17 protein-coding genes are annotated in these 19083 nt (G+C 72.3%); 13 read left to right on the forward strand and 4 right to left on the reverse strand.

Annotated elements, in window-relative coordinates; all coding sequences use genetic code 11:
• Positions 1–31 precede the first annotated feature (31 nt).
• Positions 32–286 (reverse strand): hypothetical protein, encoded by a 255-nt coding sequence (locus BIV25_RS41020; protein ID WP_071377659.1) that lies wholly within the window; start codon positions 284–286, stop codon positions 32–34.
• A 153-nt stretch (positions 287–439) separates the two neighbouring features.
• On the opposite strand from BIV25_RS41020, the gene BIV25_RS41025 reads away from it, so the two are divergent.
• Together BIV25_RS41025 and BIV25_RS41030 are read left to right on the forward strand one after the other, a co-directional pair.
• Positions 440–877, forward strand: coding sequence for a Fur family transcriptional regulator (locus tag BIV25_RS41025; RefSeq protein ID WP_071377660.1), 438 nt, complete (start codon positions 440–442; stop codon positions 875–877).
• Between the two features lie 9 nt (positions 878–886).
• Positions 887–1852, forward strand: coding sequence for a folate-binding protein YgfZ (locus BIV25_RS41030; RefSeq protein ID WP_071377661.1), 966 nt, complete (start codon positions 887–889; stop codon positions 1850–1852).
• 18 nt (positions 1853–1870) lie between these two features.
• Here BIV25_RS41030 and dtd read toward each other — a convergent pair whose 3' ends face one another.
• Positions 1871–2296 (reverse strand): D-aminoacyl-tRNA deacylase, encoded by a 426-nt coding sequence (gene dtd / locus BIV25_RS41035; RefSeq protein WP_071377662.1) that lies wholly within the window; start codon positions 2294–2296, stop codon positions 1871–1873.
• 161 nt (positions 2297–2457) lie between these two features.
• Between dtd and BIV25_RS41040 the strand changes: the two genes are divergently transcribed.
• The 10 genes from BIV25_RS41040 to BIV25_RS41085 all read left to right on the forward strand — a co-directional run bounded on the left by BIV25_RS41040 (position 2458) and on the right by BIV25_RS41085 (position 14561).
• Complete coding sequence (locus BIV25_RS41040) at positions 2458–3117, forward strand: aerial mycelium formation protein (protein WP_071377663.1); 660 nt, start codon at positions 2458–2460, stop codon at positions 3115–3117.
• A gap of 43 nt (positions 3118–3160) precedes the next feature.
• On the forward strand, positions 3161–4414 hold the full coding sequence (locus tag BIV25_RS41045; protein ID WP_071377664.1) for a GNAT family N-acetyltransferase: 1254 nt from the start codon (positions 3161–3163) through the stop codon (positions 4412–4414).
• Positions 4415–4737: 323 nt separating this feature from the next.
• Entirely contained in the window at positions 4738–5652 is a 915-nt protein-coding gene (locus tag BIV25_RS41050) for a GntR family transcriptional regulator (protein WP_071377665.1), read from the forward strand.
• Between the two features lie 109 nt (positions 5653–5761).
• On the forward strand, positions 5762–6646 hold the full coding sequence (locus tag BIV25_RS41055; RefSeq protein WP_177235604.1) for a FadR/GntR family transcriptional regulator: 885 nt from the start codon (positions 5762–5764) through the stop codon (positions 6644–6646).
• Complete coding sequence (locus BIV25_RS41060) at positions 6646–7371, forward strand: HAD family hydrolase (protein WP_256257128.1); 726 nt, start codon at positions 6646–6648, stop codon at positions 7369–7371. Before BIV25_RS41055 ends, BIV25_RS41060 begins: the two co-directional genes overlap by 1 nt.
• A 340-nt stretch (positions 7372–7711) precedes the next feature.
• A complete protein-coding gene (locus tag BIV25_RS41065; protein ID WP_071377668.1) occupies positions 7712–8674 on the forward strand; it encodes a GntR family transcriptional regulator in 963 nt (320 codons plus the stop codon).
• 223 nt (positions 8675–8897) lie between these two features.
• On the forward strand, positions 8898–11204 hold the full coding sequence (locus BIV25_RS41070; RefSeq protein WP_071377669.1) for a phosphotransferase family protein: 2307 nt from the start codon (positions 8898–8900) through the stop codon (positions 11202–11204).
• A gap of 10 nt (positions 11205–11214) precedes the next feature.
• Entirely contained in the window at positions 11215–11817 is a 603-nt protein-coding gene (locus BIV25_RS41075) for a TetR family transcriptional regulator (protein WP_071377670.1), read from the forward strand.
• A gap of 53 nt (positions 11818–11870) precedes the next feature.
• Complete coding sequence (locus BIV25_RS41080; RefSeq protein ID WP_071377671.1) at positions 11871–13925, forward strand: AAA family ATPase; 2055 nt, start codon at positions 11871–11873, stop codon at positions 13923–13925.
• Positions 13926–13943: 18 nt separating this feature from the next.
• The gene (locus BIV25_RS41085; protein WP_071377672.1) at positions 13944–14561 is read left to right on the forward strand and encodes an RraA family protein; all 618 of its coding nucleotides are present in this window, start codon (positions 13944–13946) and stop codon (positions 14559–14561) included.
• A gap of 4 nt (positions 14562–14565) precedes the next feature.
• Here the strand turns inward: BIV25_RS41085 and BIV25_RS41090 are convergent, their stop codons facing one another.
• Positions 14566–16941 carry an excinuclease ABC subunit UvrA gene (locus tag BIV25_RS41090; RefSeq protein WP_071377673.1) on the reverse strand — a complete coding sequence of 792 codons (2376 nt, stop codon included), beginning with the start codon at positions 16939–16941 and terminating at the stop codon, positions 14566–14568.
• Positions 16942–17005: 64 nt separating this feature from the next.
• Positions 17006–17644 (reverse strand): LysE family translocator, encoded by a 639-nt coding sequence (locus BIV25_RS41095; RefSeq protein WP_071377674.1) that lies wholly within the window; start codon positions 17642–17644, stop codon positions 17006–17008.
• A gap of 81 nt (positions 17645–17725) precedes the next feature.
• Between BIV25_RS41095 and BIV25_RS41100 the strand changes: the two genes are divergently transcribed.
• Positions 17726–19063, forward strand: a complete 1338-nt coding sequence (locus BIV25_RS41100; RefSeq protein ID WP_071377675.1) for a PLP-dependent aminotransferase family protein — start codon at positions 17726–17728, stop codon at positions 19061–19063.
• Positions 19064–19083: the final 20 nt, after the last annotated feature.

The following is a 19083-nucleotide window of genomic DNA, read 5'->3' on the forward strand; positions in this document are numbered from 1 at the left end:
GTGTGAGGGCCCTTCCTGATCACACGTGGCTTCACACGCGGCCCAGCAGTCCACCCGCGAGACCGCCGACGAGACCGTCCTCCGCGTCCATGTCGTCGTCGGCGGACTTCGGCTTCGGGTCGTGTCCGGGGTGGTTGCGGTGGGGGTCGGGCCGGGACCAGATGTCCGAGGCGGCGGGCTGGTCGTCGGCGGTGGGCCCGGGGCGGGCGGCCGCCGCGGTCACGCCGAGCGTGGCGAGCAGGACAGGAGTGGCGACCGCGAGGGCCAGGATTCTGCGGACGTGCATGGATTCCTCCGTGTTCAGGAGTGTTCGGGGCGGTAAGTCGCCGCGAGGCTACCCACGGAATTCATGCGGAATAACGAATTATCGCGCTAACCACTCATGCGGCCGAAGAGGACCGGCTCCCGGTGTGACGGGCGTGGTTCTAGACTCGTCGGTGTGGTGAGCACCGACTGGAAGAGTGACCTCAGGCAGCGTGGCTACCGGCTGACGCCGCAGCGGCAGCTTGTGCTCGAAGCCGTGGACACCCTTGAGCACGCGACCCCCGACGACATCCTCACGGAAGTGAAGAAGACGGCGTCGGGGGTCAACATCTCCACCGTCTACCGGACGCTGGAGCTGCTGGAGGAGCTGGGCCTGGTCAGCCACGCCCATCTCGGGCACGGGGCGCCCACCTATCACCTCGCCGACCGGCATCACCACCTGCACCTGGTGTGCCGGGACTGCGAGAGCGTGATCGAGGCCGACGTGGCGGTCGCCGCGGAGTTCACCGCCAAGCTGCGGGCGCAGTTCGGGTTCGACACCGACATGAAGCACTTCGCGATCTTCGGCCGGTGCAAGGACTGCTCCCTGAAGAGCTCACCTACCGCGTCGTAGGCTGGCCGCATGAAGAGCCCTCTGCTGTCCCTGCCCGGCGCCGTCCCCGCCGAGGGCGTGGACGAAGGTGTCGCCGCCCACTACGGCGACCTGTTCCGCGAGCAGCGTGCCCTCGCCGAGGGCAACGGCTTCGTGGACCTGTCCCATCGCGGCGTCATCACGGTCACCGGTGAGGACCGGCTGAGCTGGCTGCACCTGCTCCTCACCCAGCACGTCAGCGAGCTGCCGCCCGGCGAGGCCACCGAGGCGCTGATCCTCTCCGCGCACGGGCACATCGAGCACGCCCTGTACCTGGTCGACGACGGTACGACGGTGTGGGCGCACGTGGAGCCCGGGACGCAGGAGTCGCTGCTCGCCTACCTGGAGTCGATGAAGTTCTTCTACCGGGTCGAGGCCGCCGACCGGACGGACGACTTCGCGGTCGTCCACCTGCCCGCCGGGTCCATCGCGGAGGTGCCGGACGGCGTCGTCGTACGGGAGACCGCGTACGGGCGGGACCTGTTCCTGCCGAGGGCCGACCTGGAGTCCTTCGCGGCCTCCCACGGCCCCGCCGCCGGGCTGCTCGCCGACGAGGCGCTCCGTGTCGAGCAGCACCGGCCCCGGCTCGGCTTCGAGACCGACCACCGCACCATTCCGCACGAGCTGGGCTGGATCGGTACGGCGGTGCATCTGCAGAAGGGCTGCTACCGGGGCCAGGAGACCGTGGCCCGGGTGCAGAACCTGGGCAAGCCGCCGCGTCGGCTGGTCTTCCTGCACCTGGACGGGAGCGACGTCCATCTGCCCGGCGCGGGAACCGAGATCCGCCTCGCGGACGACGGGCCCGACGGCCGCAAGATCGGCTTCGTGACGACGTCCGTACGGCATCACGAGCTGGGTCCGGTGGCGCTGGCGCTGGTCAAGCGGAACGTGCCGGTGGACGCGCGGCTGATCGCCGGTGACACCGCCGCCGCGCAGGAGGTCGTGGTCGAGCCGTAGGCCGGCCCTGCGGCGTCGTCACATCTCCAGCAGCACCGTGAACGGCCCGTCGTTCGTCAGGGACACCCGCATCTGTGCCCCGAACCGGCCCGTCGCCACCGTCGCCCCGAGGGCCCGCAGTTGGGACACCACCTCGTCGACCAGGGGCTCGGCGACATCGCCGGGGGCCGCCGCGTTCCACGTGGGGCGGCGGCCCTTGCGGGCGTCGCCGTAGAGGGTGAACTGGCTGATGACCAGCAGCGGGGCAGCGGCGTCGCTGCACGACCGCTCGCCCTGGAGCATGCGGATCGACCACAGCTTGCGGGCCAGCTGGGCCGCCTTCTCCTTGGTGTCCTCGTGGGTCACCCCGACCAGGACGCACAGCCCCTCGCCCTCGATCGCGCCGACCGTCTCGCCGTCCACGACGACGCTCGCGCCGTCCACCCGCTGTACCACCGCTCGCATGCGGACCATCATGCCGGGTGCCCGGTGTGTGGTCACAGGGGGCCCATTATCGATCCCTTACCGCCCATCTGGGGCTGTTCGGGGGCACTCGGTCACATAGCGGTCGGTCGGGGTGGCACGATGCGTACCACAAGCCGGTCGAGGGGACGGTCAGAACCACGATGAGCACACCTAGTACCAGCGGTCGGCTGGAGGTCCACGGGGTCCAAGGGGTCCACGAGGTCCAAGGGGTCCACGAGGTCCAGGGGATGCCGGAGGTGACGTACCGGGCGCCCACGCAGCGCGCCGACAGTCCGTCGAGCCCCGTGCTGCCCGCCGAGCCCCGCGAGCCCGAACTGGCCCGGCTCAGCCTGCCCGAACTGCGCACCCTGCGCCGGGACGCCCAGCGCGACGAGGCGGACCTCAGCTATGTGCGGCGGCTGCTCCAGGGGCGGATCGACATCCTGCGCGCGGAGTTGTGCCGGCGCGGCCGGGCCTCGGTGCCGGCGCCGGCCGACGGCTCGGTGGTGGACCGGCTCCCGGAGATCCTCAAGGACGCCCCGGCCCGGTACCGCTCCTCGGCCCGCCACGTCACGCTCGGCACCCCGCACAACGAGGAGTACCGGCAGCTGGCCACCGAGATGCTCGGCGAGGTCGAGCTGAGCGATCTCGCGGCCCGGACCGATCTCGAACTGAGCAGCGCCATGGGGCGGTTGGTGCGCTACGAGCAGGAGGTCTCGCGGCGCCGGCACCGGCTGCAGCAGACCACCGACGAGTGCAGCGGGGAGATCGCCCGCCGGTACCGGGTCGGCGAGGCCACGGTGGACGATCTGCTGAGCTGAAAAGGGGGCGACGCCCGTCGGGTCGTGTGCCTATCGTGAGGTGATGAGCGACCTGGTGATACGCGCTGTCGGCGCGTCCGAGTACGAGAACTGGCTGCGGGCCGTGAGCACCGGGTTCCTGAGTCCGCCCGTCGTGAGCGCGGACCAGCTGGAGCGCAGCCGCCGCACGGACGCCGAGGCGTCGGCCCGGCGGACCGGCGCCTTCGACGGCGACCGGTGCGTGGCGACGCTCTGCTCCTTCCGGCAGGAACTCACCGCCGTCGGCGGCGCGTTCGTCCCCGCGAACGCCGTCTCGGGCGTCACCGTCAGCCCCACCCACCGGCGCCGGGGCCTGCTCACCCAGATGCTGCGCCGGGACCTCGCGGGGGCGAAGGAGCGCGGTGACGTCGTCGCCACGCTGATCGCCGCCGAGTACCCGATCTACGGCCGCTACGGCTTCGGCCCGGCGGCCTGGTCCGTCAAGTGGACCGTGGAGGCGCTCCGGGCCGGGCTCGACCGGCGCTGGGCCGGGCCCGAGGACGGGGCCCGGATCGACCTGGCCGACGGCGCCGAGGTGCGCACGCTGGGGCCCGCGCTGCACGAGCGGTTCCGGGCCGGCCGGCCCGGCGCGGTCAGCCGTATCCCGGTGTGGTGGGACACGACGACCGGCGTCCTGCGCTCCGGCCCGGACTGGACCGAGCCGTACCACGCGGTGTACCGCTCCGCCTCCGGCGAGGTCGAGGGCCTGGTGTCGTACCGCACGGCGGAGCACGACTGGCCGGGCAACCAGCCGGGGGACACCCTGTCCGTGAACTGGATGCTCGCCACCACCCCGGCCGCCGAGCGCGCCCTGTGGCACTTCCTGTGCTCGATCGACTGGGTGGCGCGGGTGACCAGTGACCGGCGCGCCCCGGACGACCTGCTGCCCCAGTTCCTGCCCGACCCGCGCGCGGCCCGCATCACCGAGCACACGGACTGGCTGTGGCTGCGGATCCTGGACGTCGTACGGGCCCTGGAGGCGCGGACGTACGAGGCGGCGGGGTCGGTGGTCCTGGAGGTCGCCGACCCGGAGGGGCTGACCGGCGGGCGGTTCCGGCTGGAGGCCTCGGCGGACGGGTCGGCCTCGTGCACGGTCACGTCGGCGAGCGCCGATCTCGCGCTCGGCGTGGGCGAGTTGAGCAGTGTGTGGCTCGGCGGGGAGTCGCTGCGGCGGCTCGCGGTGCTCGGCCGGGTGCGGGAAGAACGAGAGGGCGCCGCCCGGAAGGCCGACGCCCTGTTCCGCTCGCCCGGGCTCCCGTGGTGCCCGGACCTCTTCTGACGCTTCCCTTCTCCCGGCTGCCTGGCTGTTCATGGCTGTTCATGGCTGCTATCCGTAGCGAGCTGTTCAGTTGTGGCTGTGCTGTGCGGTGTTCAGTTGTGGCTGTGCCGTCGCGTGTTCAGTTGTGACTGTGCGCTTCGGTGGCCGTCCCCTGCCCGGGCTCCCGGCTCCCCTCCGGAAGGAAGCCCGGTCGGCCAACCACTGGGGAAGCTCGACCAGGTCGTGCAAGTTGGCAGCCAACTTCACTGTACTTATCTCCGCGCGGAAGCGGCTCATAACCAGCTGTCGCCGAACTGCCGGAAGTTGGCGGGAAGTTGTAGTGTTTGTCCGTGGACCCGGAGCACGTCCTGGCCAGTGGACGGACGAGGTCACAGCAGCCCCGCTCGTCCCACCGCGACATCGCCGACGAACTGCGCAGCCGGATCAGGTCCGGCGTGCTGCGGCCGGGTCAGCGCATGCCCACGCAGGCCAAGCTGGCCGACGAGTTCGGCGTCGAGCGCGGGGCCGTACGGGAGGCGCTGCGCATCCTTCAGGCCGAGCAGCTGCTCGTGAACGTGTCCAAAGGCAGTCCGGCGACCGTGGCCCCCGCGCTCCGCCCTGTGCCTTTCGTGTCCGGGCCGGCCGCCGCGCCGCAGCCCACCATGGTCGGGCTCACCCCGCGCATCGCGGCCGCCTTCGCCGCACCGCACGTGCGGATCGACGCGCTCTGCCTGACCTCCGTCTCGCTCACGCTGGCCGTCGGCGAGCCCCTGCGGCAGATCCACGCGGGACGGCTGAAACCGGCCAAGATCGACGTCCGGGTGCTGCTGCCCAGCCGGGACATCGACCTCGCCTTCCCGGCGCCGGTGGCCGCCGACGACGGGGGTCTGCTGCACCGCCGCTGGCTGGCCCAGCGCAACGCCCAGGGGCAGGTGCTGCGGCAGAACCTGCTGGCGTTGCTCACCACGCACGGCATCGACGTCCGCGTCTCCTTCCGGGCGCTGCCGTTCACCCCGCCGGTGAAGCTGTATCTGCTCAACGACGCGGAGGCGCTGTTCGCGTACTACACGCTCAAGCGCCGTGAGCGGGAGATCGAGCACGAGCATCTGGAGCTGTACGACGCCGACGGCACCCGCTCGCTGCTGTTCGCCTTCGAGGGGGACGCCGGGGCGCGGGACGCGGCGTTCGTGGAACAGTCCCGGCGGTGGTTCGACGCGCTGTGGGGGACGATCAGTTCGGAGCTGCGGTTCGGCGCATAGTCGCCGGGCACATGGGTGGCAGCCAACTCCGGCCAAGTTGCCGGTGCTTGGCAGCTATGAGCGAACAACTTCTGGGCAACTCTCCCTGGATGGATCAGAGTTGTAGCGTTTGGTCGTGACCCGGGAGTATGTGGCAGTGAACGGCAGCAGAAGACGCACGCCCCAGGAGATCGCCGACACCCTGCGCGAACGCATCCGCACGGGTGCGCTGCGGCCCGGTGCGCGGCTGCCCACGCAGGCCGTGCTGGCGGGGGAGTTCGGGGTCGAGCGGGGTGCCGTGCGCCAGGCGCTGCGCGTGCTCCAGGAGGACGGGCTGCTCAGCGACGTCAGCAAGGGCAGCCCGCCACGGGTCGCCGAGCGGCGCGACGGCGCGGGCGACGGGCCGCAGCCGACCATGGTGGCGCTGGCACCCCGGCTGACCGAGGCGTTCGCGGCGCCGCACGTGCGCATCGACGCCGTCTGCCTGACCGCGCAGAGCCTGATCCCGGCGCTCGGCGAACCGCTGCGGCTGATCCACGAGGGGCGGTTGCGGCCCGACCGGATAGACGCCCGGATCCTGCTGCCCGGCCGGGACATCAACCTCGCCTTCCCGGTCTCGGTCGACGCCGGCAGCGACGAGGACGACGCCGTGCACCAGCGCTGGCTGGCGATGCGCAACGCCCAGGGCCAGGTGCTCCAGTACAACCTCCAGGCGCTGCGCGGTACCCACGACATCGACGTCCAGGTCACCTTCCGGGCACTGCCGTTCACCCCGCCGGTGAAGCTGTACCTGCTCAACGGGGCGGAGGCGCTGTTCGCGCACTACATGATCAGCCGGCGCGAGGAGCCGACCGACAGCGGAACGCTGCAGATGTGGGACACCCTGGGGTCCGAGTCGCTCCTCTTCTCCTTCGAGCGGAGCTCCGGGCAGCGGGACGCGGCGTTCGTGGAGCAATCGCAGAAGTGGTTCGACGCCCTCTGGGAAACCATCACGTCGGACCTGACACTCTCCTAGTGACTTCTGATGCGACTTCTGATGCAAGCGAGATCGAAAAGCTTCGGGAACTGATCACACCGGCCCGCTTCGTGCTGTGGGACTTCGACGGGCCGATCTGCCGGCTGTTCGCGCGGCACACGGCGGAACGGGTGGCGGCCGAGCTGGTGGACTGGCTGGCCGGACGGGGACTGCACAATCTGCTGAGCGACTCCGAGCGCGGCTCGCTGGATCCGCATGTGGTGCTGCGCGCCGTGGACCGCCGGCGCCCCGGCAGCGACCTCGTGGCCGAGTTGGAGGAACGGCTCAGCCACGAGGAGCTGCGGGCTGCCGGTTCCGCGCTGCCCACCGCCTACGCCGACCCCCTGATACGCACCTGGACCGCGGTCGGCGCCCGGCTGGCCATCACCACCAACAACTCGCCCACGGTGGTGCGCGCCTACCTGAACGGCCGCGGCCTCACCTCCTGCTTCGCCCCCCACATCTACGGCCGTACGACCGACCTGCACCTGCTCAAGCCCGACCCGCACTGCCTCAACCGCGCGCTGTCCGCGATGGGCTCGGCCCCCGGAGCGGCCCTGATGATCGGCGACTCGCCCTCCGACCTCACCGCCGCGCACGACGCCGGCGTGCCGTTTCTCGGCTACGCGCGTAACGAACACAAGAGGAAGCTCCTGCGGGAGGCCGGAGCCGGGTGCGTGGTCGGCTCGCTGGAACCGCTGCTGCGGATGCTGCGCGGCCGGTGACGCCGGGCCGTGCGTCGTCCGTGGCTACGTCCTCCGGGCGACGCCGGGCCCGCTTGCGGAGCCAGGCCGCCAGCGACACCGCCAGGCCCGTGCCCCACATGACGAGGTGACCCACGTCGTCGATCTGTATGTCCAACCCGAGTACACGGACCGTCACTACTGCCACCCCCGTACCGCCCCAGCGATCAGGCAACCTGTCAAGTCGGCCTGTTGACTGGCAAAGTTGACTGCTTATGGCAGGCATTCCCGGTCAACTAGATCCAGTAACCGTGTCGTTGACTTGACTGGTTGCCTGGCCGTCAGGTGTTTGCCGCCGGGGCGCGGGAGGTACGTACCGCGTGTGACGGTGGACCGGAAGGACGAGAGGGACGAGCAGGGCGAGGCCGGTGGTCACGAGTTCCTCCGGGTCGCGGAGGAGCTGCGGGCGCGGATGGCCGATGGCTTCTACCCCGTGGACACCTACCTGCCCTCCCAGGTCGCACTGGCGAAGGAGTTCGGTGTCTCACGGGACACGGTGCAACGGGCCCTGCGGGTGCTGCGCGGCGAGGGCTGGATCCAGTCCCGGCAGGGCAAGGGTTCGCGGGTGGTGCGGAACCAGCGCATCCAGTCCACGACACCCAGGGCGAGCAGGTCCCGGCGCCAGCTGACCCTCGGGCCGCTGATCGCCGAGGCGTTCGAACAGCCCGAAGTCTCCCTGGACATCTACACGTTGACATCGGAGAGCCTCAACACCCACATCCACTTGCAGGCGGAGCGGATCCGCGCCGGGTTCATAGCACCCCGGCGCATCGCGCTGCGTCTGATCGTCCCGTCGGGGATCGACACCTTGCCCTACCCGCGGGGAGTGCACGACGGGAAGGACGACGTACGGCTGCGCACACGGCTGCGGAGCATCGCCGAGACCCACATCGCCTCCCTGGACAAGGTCCTCGGAGAACTGCACACGGAGAAACTCGTTCCGTCGGTGGAGTACGAGTTCCGCCACCTCGCCTCGGCCCCGATGTTCAAGCTCTACATCATCAACCGCTCCGAGGTGCTGCACGGTCCGTACATACCGATCGTCCGGCCGGTGATGCTCGACATGGGCGAGGAGGTCCAGGCGGTGGACGTCCTGGGGCTCGGCGCGACCCTGACCCACCACGTCCACGACGGCCGTACGGACTCGACCGGGTCGACCTTCGTGGGCGACATGACGGCGTGGTTCGAGGCCACTTGGCAGTTGCTGACGGACGAGTCCGCCCGCGCCGGCGGCACGGACGGCACCGAGGGCGGCAAGGCGGGGACAGGGGAGAGTATGCGATAACATCCGGCCAGCCGTCTGAGCGATCGCTCGGGTTTCCGCACACGGGACGGCGACCGGGCCGACCTCGGCCGGACCAGGTGCGGACGATGGGCAGACCACCCGCCTGACTCTTCGTCGCGCCCGAACCTTGTGATGCTCGACCCCGGGAAGACGGGAAGACACGGTTTCCCCGGCCTGACCCGTCCCCCTCCAGTACAGCGCGATCGAACTCCCGGAGCGGCCAGTGGGCGCACCACCCGTCCCCCGCGACACGGCCGGGGAGCGCGGCGGCCGGGCCTCGCGTGAAGCGGTCTGTGCGGCGTTCGCGGCCCAGGCCCCGGCGCGGGGGCGCCCCAGCGGCGGTTTCCACAACCAGAACTATGTGCTGCCGCTCACCGAGCCCATGGCCCGGCTGCTCGGCCTGAGGCCGGGCACGCCGGTGACCGTGCGGCTTCCGCGCGCGGGTGCGCTGCCCGTGGTGATCCGGACCTGGCGGAGCGAGGCGCAGATCCTGCGAGCCATCAAGGGCGTGCTGCCCAACGTGCCCGAGTGTCTGGTCCAGGGCGAGGGCTTCGCCATCCACAGCTATGTGGAAGGCGTGCCGCTCTCCAGCGTCTGCCGGGCCGGCAAACCCGTCGACGGCCTGCTGGTCCGGGCGCTGGCGGACCTGCTCGCGCAGACGGCCCGGGTGCGTCGCTCCGCGCTGCCGGTCCTGCCGTCCCTGTGGCCCCGCAACTACACCGACAGCCAGGGTTTTCTGGAGACCCTGGCCCGGATGGCCGACGTACAGATCCGCAAGCCGAACTGGCGCCGCTTCGGTGGCCTGTTCGCCGCGCTGGGCATCCCCGAGGACGCCCTGGTCCGGCTGGCCGAACGGGTCCCCTCGATGTCCCGCCGCCCCTACAGCCTGCTCCACGCCGACTTGCACCGGGACAACGTGATCATGTCGTACGGGGGTGACTCTCCCCTGATCTGGGTCGACTGGGAACTCGCCAGTTACGGCGACCCGTTGCACGATCTCGCCATCCACCTGGTCCGGACGCGGTATCCGGACCACCAGTGGGACGAGGTCGTCGAGGCGTGGGTGCGTGCCATGGGCGCGGTGCGGCCCGCGGCCGTCAACGGCGTGGGCCGCGATCTGCGGCACTACGTCGCCTTCGAGCGGGCGCAGTCCGTGTACCCCGATGTGATGCGGGCCGCGAAGTCGCTGGAGGAGTCCTTCGACCAGAAGGGTCTGGACGAGGCCACGGCCTGGGTACGCCGGGCCCTGGAGGCGGCGGCGGAGCCGCTGCGGCTGGGCCGGGTGCCGGGGCGGCGGGAGATCGAGCGGATCCTGTTCCGCTGGCTGGCGTCCGTACGGTCCGTCGTCGGGACGACGGCAGGGGCCGGGGTGCCGGGCGGAGGGGGGTCGTGGCCGGGGTCCGGCGCCCGGACGATCGACTGGAAGCCGGACCGGCGGGTGCCGGAGCACCCGGACTTCCCCCATTCCGCCGTCGCCCACGCCCTGACCCTGGAGGGCGCGGCTCAGGCCGACCGGGTGTTCAAGGGCACCGTGCACCTCAATACGGTGCTCCGAGTCCCCGGTACCCGGTTTCCGGTCGTCGTCCGGCGGGAGGTCACGAACGTCACCCGGCGCGAGCGCAGATTCCTCAGCGAGCATGCCGTGCTCCAGGCCATCGAGCGCTCCGGTGCGGCCGTGGCCGCACCACGGGTGCTGGCACTGGGCGAGAGCCATTCGATGGACCCCGTCGGCATCCGCACCTACTCCGGGGACCTCTTCGCCATCCACACCTACGAAGGATCGTCCGACACGGGCCGACGCCCCGAGCACCCGGTGAACGGACTGTTCCCGCACGAGGCGGACGGCCTGGTCGACCAGCTGGCCGGGCTCACCGAGGTCGACTACGGGCAGGTCGATCCGGTGGCCGACCCGCCCGGCTTCTACGGCTGGCTCAGCGACCAGCTCGTGGCGCTGGTGGCCGGACTGCCCAAGGAGTCCCAGCGGCTGGCCCGCTTCCTCGGCCTGCCCGACGCGCCCCGGCTGCGCGAGATCCTCGCCCGGCACCGGGTCACCGACCGCGACCCCGCCCTGCTGCACGGCGACCTCAACCCCTGGAACCTGGTGCGACGCGACGACGCCCTGGCGCTGACCCTCATCGACTGGGAGATGGCCGTGGTCGGCGACCCGCTGTACGAGCTGGTCCGGCACATGCACCTCACCCCGACCCGGCCGGAGATCCGCGACCGTATGTTCCGTCGCTGGGAGAACCGGCTGTCCCAGCGGTTCACCCGCAACTGGCAGGAGGACTGGCGGGTCTACCGTTGGATCGAGATCGTCCGGTCGGCCTATGTCGACCTCGACCGCCTGGTCACCGGCGCAAGCCTGGACGCCCCCAACGTCCGCCGCGCCCTCGACTCGTACGCGATGACCCTGGCGGCGGCCACCGCCTCGCTGGGGCTGTCGTCACGGGGCCTGCCGTCGTGGCGCCGGGCCAACCCGTACCTCACCCGCGTACTGGCCCGGCCCACCCCTCCCGGCGGTCCCGCATAGGCTCGGCCCCATGGGAGAGATGGGCCTGCGCGCGCGCAAGAAGCAGCGGATGTACCAGGACGTGTCGGACACCGCCGTACGGCTGTTCCTGGAGCGGGGCTTCGACGCGGTGTCCGTGGCGGAGGTCGCGGCGGCGGCCGGGATCTCCAAGCCGACCCTCTTCCGGTACTTCCCGGCCAAGGAGGACCTGGTCCTGCACCGGATCGCGGACCACGAGACGGAGGCGGCGCGGGTGGTCGCCGGGGCGGCCGACCCGGTGGACGCGCTGCGCCGGCACTTCCTCGCCGGGCTGGCCGGCCGCGATCCGGTCACCGGACTGAACGGCCACCCGCAGGTGCTCGCCTTCCACACCCTGCTCTACGGCACCCCGTCCCTGGTGGCGCGGGCGTACCGGCACCAGGAGCGGTCGGAGGCGGCGCTCGCGGAGGCGCTCGGCGGCGACCTGGACGCGCGGCTCGCGGCCGGGCAGATCATCGCCGTCCAGCGGATCCTCGCCCAGGACAACTGGCGGCGGATCGCGGCGGGGGAGGCGGTGGAGGACGTCGCGCCGGACGCCGTACGGGCGGCGGAACGGGCCTTCGCGCGGCTGGCGGGGATGCTGCGAGAGGCATGATGAGATGCGGTTAAAAATTTAACTCGGTAACGCTATGGCGGTACGCTGGCGCCATGACGCCACCCGACCCCGCCCTCACGGACACCCTCCACGCCGAGCGCGCCTACCACGACGCCTGTCGTGCCGCCCTCACCGCGATGGTCGAGGGCGCCGCCGAGCAGGTCGTCGTCGGCGAGGACGTGTCCGCCTCCGGCGCCGACGCCGAGGTCCTCGGCTACCGGCTGCGCAGCCAGGCCAAGGCCATGCGCGAACTCCCGCCGGGCCCGCTCTTCTTCGGCCGGCTGGACTTCGCCGGGCGCCACCCCGAGCACGGCGGCATGGCCTACCACGTCGGCCGGCTGCGCATCACCGAGGACCCGGCCGCCCCGCCCCTCGTGGTCGACTGGCGGGCCCCCGTCTCCCGCGCCTTCTACCAGGCGAGCGCCCGCGATCCACAGGGTGTGGAGGTACGGCGCCGGTTCGGCTGGGCGCCCGGCGGCGCGGGCGGCTCCGCCGACCTGACCGGGCTGGAGGACGAGTACCTGGGCCGGGGTGAGTCGAGGGCCAGCGACATCGTCGCCCGCGAGATCGAACGCCCCCGGGTCGGCCCCATGCGGGACATCGCCGCCACCATCCAGCCAGAACAGGACGACCTCGTCCGCGCCGCCCTCACCGACTCGGTCTGCGTCCAGGGCGCCCCCGGCACCGGCAAGACCGCCGTCGGCCTGCACCGCGCCGCCTACCTCCTCTACACCCACCGGGGGCGCCTCCAGCGCGCAGGCCTGCTGATCCTCGGCCCCAACCGCACCTTCCTGCACTACATCGCCGAGGTGCTCCCGGCCCTCGGCGAGAGCGCCCGGCACGGCGCGGCCGACGGGGGCTACCGGCAGTCGACGCTGCCGGAGGAGATCGCCCGCCACCCCGTCACGGGCGCCGACTCCCCGGCCGCCGCCGTGCTCAAGCACGACGCCCGCATGGCCGAGGTGCTGCGCCGGGCGCTGTACGCGCGCGTGAGCACCGACGGCGTCGCCGACCTCGCCGTGCCCGACGGCTCCTATCGCTGGCGGGTCCCCGCCGCCGAGCTGGCCGCGATCGTCGCCGAGGTGCGCGCCGAGGAGCCGCCGTACGCCGTCGGCCGCGAGCGGGTGCGCACCCGGGTGGTACGGCGCCTGCGGGAACGGGCCGAGCGGCGCGTCGGGGTGCTGCCCGCCGCCTGGGTGCGCCGCGTCGAACGGGCCCGGCCGCTCACCGCGTGCCTGGACACGGTGTGGCCGAAGGTCCGCCCGGAGGAGGCGCTCGCCGAACTCCTCACCGATGCCGGTGTGCTGGCGCGGGCGGCGGACGGTCTCCTCGACCCCGGCGAACAGTCGGCACTGCGCTGGCCCCGGCCGCCGCGCTCGTACCGGTCGGCCCGCTGGTCGGCCGCCGACCAGGTGCTGCTGGACGAGCTGTCCGGGCTGATCGAACACCCCGAGGGGTACGGGCACATCGTCGTGGACGAGGCGCAGGACCTGTCGCCCATGGAGTGCCGCGCGATCGCCCGCCGCGCGGTCTTCGGCTCGCTCACCGTCCTCGGCGACCTCGCCCAGGGCACCACCCCGTGGGCCGCCCGCGACTGGTCCGTCCAGCTCCGCCACCTCGGCAAGCCGGAGGCGAGCGTGGTACCCCTGACCACCGGCTTCCGGGTGCCGACGGCCGTCCTGGCCCTGGCCAACCGCCTCCTGTCCCGGCTGGACGTCCCGGTCCCGGCGGCCCGGTCCCTGCGCACGGACGGGGAGTTGCGGCTGCGGCCGACGACGGACGTGCCCGGCACGACGGTGACGGCGGTCCGCGAGGCGCTGGCCCACGAGGGCTCGGTGGGCGTGGTCGCGGCGGACGAGGAGGTGGCCGGCGTGGGGGAGGCGCTGAGCGCGGCCGGCATCGCCACGTCCGGGCCGGACACCCTGGGCGCCCGGGTCACGCTCGTCCCGGCGAGCATGGTGAAGGGCCTGGAGTACGACCATGTCGTGGCCGTGGAACCGGCGTCGGTCACGGCGGCGGAGCCGCGCGGCGCGCACCGCCTGTACGTGGTCCTGACCCGGGCGGTCTCCCGCCTCGACGTCGTACACGCCCGCCCGCTGCCGTTCTGACGGGGGTAGCGTGCGGCCATGACCGACACCGTGATCTGCGCCGCCCTCCGGGACGTCCCGACGACCACCCTCGCCGATCTGCTGGGCCGCGAGCAGGTGACGGACATCGGGATACGGCCGCTGTGGGGTCCCCCGCCGCGCGTCGCCGGACCGGCGTTCACCGTCAGCTGCCCGCCCGGCGACAACCTCATGCTGCACGCGGCCGTTCACCGCGCCGCCCCCGGCTCGGTGATCGTGGTCGAGTCAGGCGACCTCGACCATGCCCTGGCCGGCGGCAACGTGTGCGCGGTCGCGCAGCGGCGCGGCGTCGCCGCGTTCGTCGCCGACGGCCTGATCCGCGACCTCGGCGAGGTCCGCGAGCTGGGCTTCCCCGTCTTCGCCCGGGGGATCATCCCGATCCCGGGCGCGAAGAAGGCCGTACGCCCGCTGGACGAACCCGTGCGGTGCGGCGGTGTACGGGTGGAGCCCGGGGACGTGGTCGTGGCGGACGAGGAGGGTGTCGTCGTGGTCCCGCACGCCCGCGCCGAGGAGATCCTCCCGGCCGCCCGCGCCAAACTCGCGAAGGAGGCCGAGGAGACGCTGGACGACTGGGAGAAGGCACACCGGGCGAAGATCGACGCGCTGCTGAGGGGCTGAGCCGTCACGCCCCCACGTACGTCGCCAGGTGCTCCCCGGTCAACGTCGAGCGCGCGGCGACGAGTTCCGCCGGTGTCCCCTCGAACACCACCCGGCCCCCGTCGTGCCCGGCCCCCGGGCCGAGGTCGATGATCCAGTCGGCGTGGGCCATGACGGCCTGGTGGTGCTCGACCACGATGACGGACTTGCCGGAGTCCACCAACTGGTCGAGCAGACCGAGGAGATGCTCGACGTCGGCGAGGTGGAGACCCGCCGTCGGCTCGTCCAGGACGTAGACGCCGCCCTTGTCGGCCATGTGCGTGGCCAGCTTCAGCCGCTGGCGCTCGCCGCCGGAGAGGGTGGTGAGGGGCTGGCCGAGGGTGAGGTAGCCGAGGCCGACGTCGGCCAGCCGCCGGAGGATCCTGTGGGCCGCCGGGATGTGCGCCTCGCCCGAGGCGAAGAACTCCTCCGCCTCGGTCACCGACATCGCCAGCACCTGAGCGATGTCCCGCCCGCCGAGCGTGTACTCCAGCACCGACGCCTGGAACCGCTTGCCCTCGCACTCCTCGCACGGGGTGGCGACACCGGCCATCATCGCGAGGTCGGTGTAGACGACCCCGGCGCCGTTGCAGGTGGGGCACGCGCCCTCGGAGTTGGCGCTGAACAGGGCCGGCTTCACGCCGTTGGCCTTGGCGAAGGCCTTGCGGACCGGCTCCAGCAGGCCGGTGTACGTCGCCGGGTTGCTGCGCCGGGAGCCGCGGATCGGGGCCTGGTCGACGGAGACCACGTCCGCGCTCTCGGGGCCCTTGGGTACCGAGCCGTGCACGAGCGAGCTCTTGCCGGAGCCCGCGACGCCGGTGACCACGCAGAGCACGCCGAGCGGGATGTCGACGTCCACGTCCCGGAGGTTGTGCGTCGTCGCGCCCCGGACCTGGAGCGCCCCCGTCGACGTGCGCACGGTGTCCTTCACGGCGGCCCGGTCGTCCAGGTGGCGGCCGGTGAGGGTGCCGCTGCCCCGCAGCGCCTCGACGGTGCCCTCGAAGCAGACCGTGCCGCCCGCCGTACCGGCCCCGGGGCCGAGGTCCACGACGTGGTCGGCGATCGCGATGACCTCCGGCTTGTGCTCCACGACGAGGACCGTGTTGCCCTTGTCGCGCAGGCGCAGCAGCAGGTCGTTCATGCGCTGGATGTCGTGCGGGTGCAGACCGGTGGTGGGCTCGTCGAAGACGTACGTCACGTCGGTCAGCGCGGAGCCCAGGTGGCGGATCATCTTCACGCGCTGCGCCTCGCCGCCCGACAGCGTGCCCGCCGGCCGGTCCAGCGAGAGATAGCCGAGGCCGATCTCCACGAACGAGTCCAGGGTGTGGCGCAGGGAGGCGAGCAGCGGCGCCACCGACGGCTCGTCCAACTCCCTTGCCCACCGCGCCAGATCGCTGATCTGCATGGCGCACGCGTCCGCGATGCTCACGCCCGCGATCTTCGAGGAGCGGGCCGCCTCGGTGAGCCGGGTGCCCGCGCACTCGGGGCAGACGGCGAAGGTGACCGCGCGGTCCACGAAGGCCCGGATGTGCGGCTGCATGCCCTCCTTGTCCTTGGCGAGCATCGACTTCTGGATGCGCGGGATCAGACCCTCGTAGGTCATGTTGATGCCCGCGATCTTCATCCGGGTCGGTTCCTTGTGCAGGAAGTCCTGGAGTTCGCGCTTGGTGTACTTCCGGATCGGCTTGTCGGGGTCGACCAGGCCGGACTCGGTGTAGAGCCGGTAGTTCCAGCCGCCGGACTTGTAGCCGGGGATGGTCAGCGCGCCCTCGTTGAGGGACAGCGAGTCGTCGTAGAGCTGGGTCAGGTCGAGGTCGGAGACCGTGCCGCGGCCCTCGCAGCGCGGGCACATGCCGCCGGTGATGCTGAAGCTGCGCCGCTCCTTGATCTGCTGCCCGCCGCGCTCGACGGTGACCGCGCCGGCGCCGCTGATCGAGGCGACGTTGAAGGAGAACGCCTTGGGCGAGCCGATGTGCGGCGTGCCGAGCCGGCTGAAGAGGATGCGCAGCACGGCGTTGGCGTCGGTGGCGGTGCCGACGGTGGAGCGGGGGTCGGCGCCCATCCGCTGCTGGTCGACGGTGATCACGGTGGTCAGTCCGTCGAGGACGTCGACCTCGGGGCGCGCCATGTTCGGCATGAAACCCTGGACGAACGCGGGGTACGTCTCGTTGATCAGCCGCTGCGACTCGGCGGCGATCGTGTCGAACACCAGCGAGCTCTTGCCGGAGCCGGAGACTCCGGTGAAGACCGTCAGCCGGCGCTTGGGCAGCTCGACGTCGACGTCCTTGAGGTTGTTCTCCCGGGCGCCGTGCACCCGGATCAGGTCGTGGCTGTCGGCGGCCTGCGCTGCGGTGAGGTCCATGCCGGCCAACCTAACGCCGCCCCCGCCGCCGGCGCTTCTCGAATCCTGACGGCCTTGAGAGGCCCTAGGCAGGACCCGAGGTGTCGGCGGCCAGCGTGAGGGCGAGCCCGCCGAGCACCGTGCCCATGAGCCGGCGCTGCACCTTGAGCCAGGAGGGGCGGCGGGCGAGGAAGACGGCGATCGTGCCGGCGGCGAGCACGATGGCCAGGTTGACCGCGATGCTCACCACGATCTGGACCGAGCCGAGCAGGAGCCCCTGGAGCAGCACATGGCCCTTGCCCAGGTCGACGAACTGGGGGATCAGGGAGACGTACATGATGGCGATCTTCGGGTTGAGCAGGTTCGTCATCAGGCCCATGGCGAAGAGCCTGCGCGGCGAGTCGTGCGGCACGTCCTGCGGGGCGAAGACCGAGACGCCGCCCGGCTTCAGGGCGTTCCAGGCGAGGTACGCGAGGTAGGCGGCGCCGGCCAGCTTCACCGTGACGTACAGCTCGGGTACGGCGGTGAAGACGGCCGACAGACCGAGGTTCGCGGCGAGCAGGTACACCAGGAAGCCGAGGGCGACCCCGCCGAGGGAGATCATCCCGGCCCGGCGGCCCTGGGTGATGCTGCGCGAGACGAGATAGATCATGTTCGGGCCGGGCGTGAGGACCATGCCGAGCGCCACCACGCTCACGCCGAACACTCCACTTGGTTCGATCATGCGGCGAGCGTAGGTCAGTTCAATAGCTCGGTGCAATTAAAAGATTGCGCTCGGTGCAATGATGTGGTGGGGTGGGATGCCATGAAGGACTACCGGAGCGTCGCCGACGCCGTGGCCGAGGAGATCCGCGCCGGCACCCTGCGCCCCGGCGACCGGCTGCCCCCGCAGCGCGCGTTCGCCAAGCGCCACGGCATCGCCGGCTCCACCGCCACGCGCGTGTACCGGGAACTGGCCCGGCGCGGCCTGACCGTGGGCGAGGTCGGCCGCGGCACGTTCGTGCGCGCGACGGCCGACGGCCCCGCCCCCGCGCTCACGGAACCGGCGCTCGCCCGGATCGACCTGGAGCTCAACCATCCCGTCGTACCCGAGCAGAGCGCCCTGCTCGCCGCGGGGCTCGGCGGACTGCTGCGCCCGGACGCCCTCGCGCACGCGCTGCGGCCGGTCGGCGCGGCCGGACTGCCCGCCGTCCGGGAGTCCGCCGCCGCCCTCCTCACCCGCGGCGGCTGGCGCCCCGACCCCGCCCGGATCCTGTTCGCGGGCAACGGCCGGCAGGCCGTCTCGGCCGCCGTCGCCGCCCTGGTGCCCCCGGGCGGCCGCCTCGGCGTCGAGGAGCTGACCTACCCGGTGATCAAGGCCGTGGCGGCCCGGCTCGGCATCACCCTCGTCCCGCTGGCCATGGACGCGGACGGGCTGGTCCCGCGGGCGCTGGCGCGGGCCCACGCGGCCGCCCCGCTGCACGCCGTCTACGTCCAGCCGCGCGTGCACAACCCGCTCTCGCTCACCCTGCCCGAGCGGCGGGTCGTGGAGCTGGCCGAGACCCTGGAGCGGCTCGCCCTGCCGGCCGTGGAGGACGCGATCTGGGGGTTCCTGCGCGACGAACTCCCGCCGCTCGCCGCGTACGCCCCCGAGCGGACCGTCCTCGTCGACAGCCTGTCCAAGCGGCTCGCCCCCGGCCTGACCGTGGGCTTCGCCGTCGCCCCTGCCGGGCTCACACCGGTGCTCTCCGCCGCCCTGCGCGCGAGCGGCTGCACCCCGATGCGCTTCGCCCTGGAGGCCGCCCACCGCTGGCAACAGGACGGCACGGCCGCGGAGTTGGCGGCCGCCAAGCGGCGCGAGGCGGTGGCGCGGCAGGAGATCGCGGCCCGCCACCTCGCCGGGTTCGACGTGCGTGGCGACGACCGCTCCTTCCACTGCTGGTGGCAGCTGCCCGGCGGCTGGCGCGCGGACACCTTCGTCGCCGCCGCGGCCCGGCTCGGCATCGGGGTCGTGCCCGCGGCCGCCTTCACCGTCGACGACGCCCACGCCCCGGCCGCCGTCCGCGTCGGCCTCGCCACGCCGCCGCGCGACGTCCTCGCCCAGGCGCTCGGCACGCTCGCCGACCTGGCCCGCACGGCCCCCGAGGACGCGGTCGCCGACTGATCCGGGCCGGGGTGTCACAT

Origin of the sequence: Streptomyces sp. MUSC 14 (assembly GCF_001866675.1) — a bacterium.
Classification (GTDB): domain Bacteria; phylum Actinomycetota; class Actinomycetes; order Streptomycetales; family Streptomycetaceae; genus Streptomyces.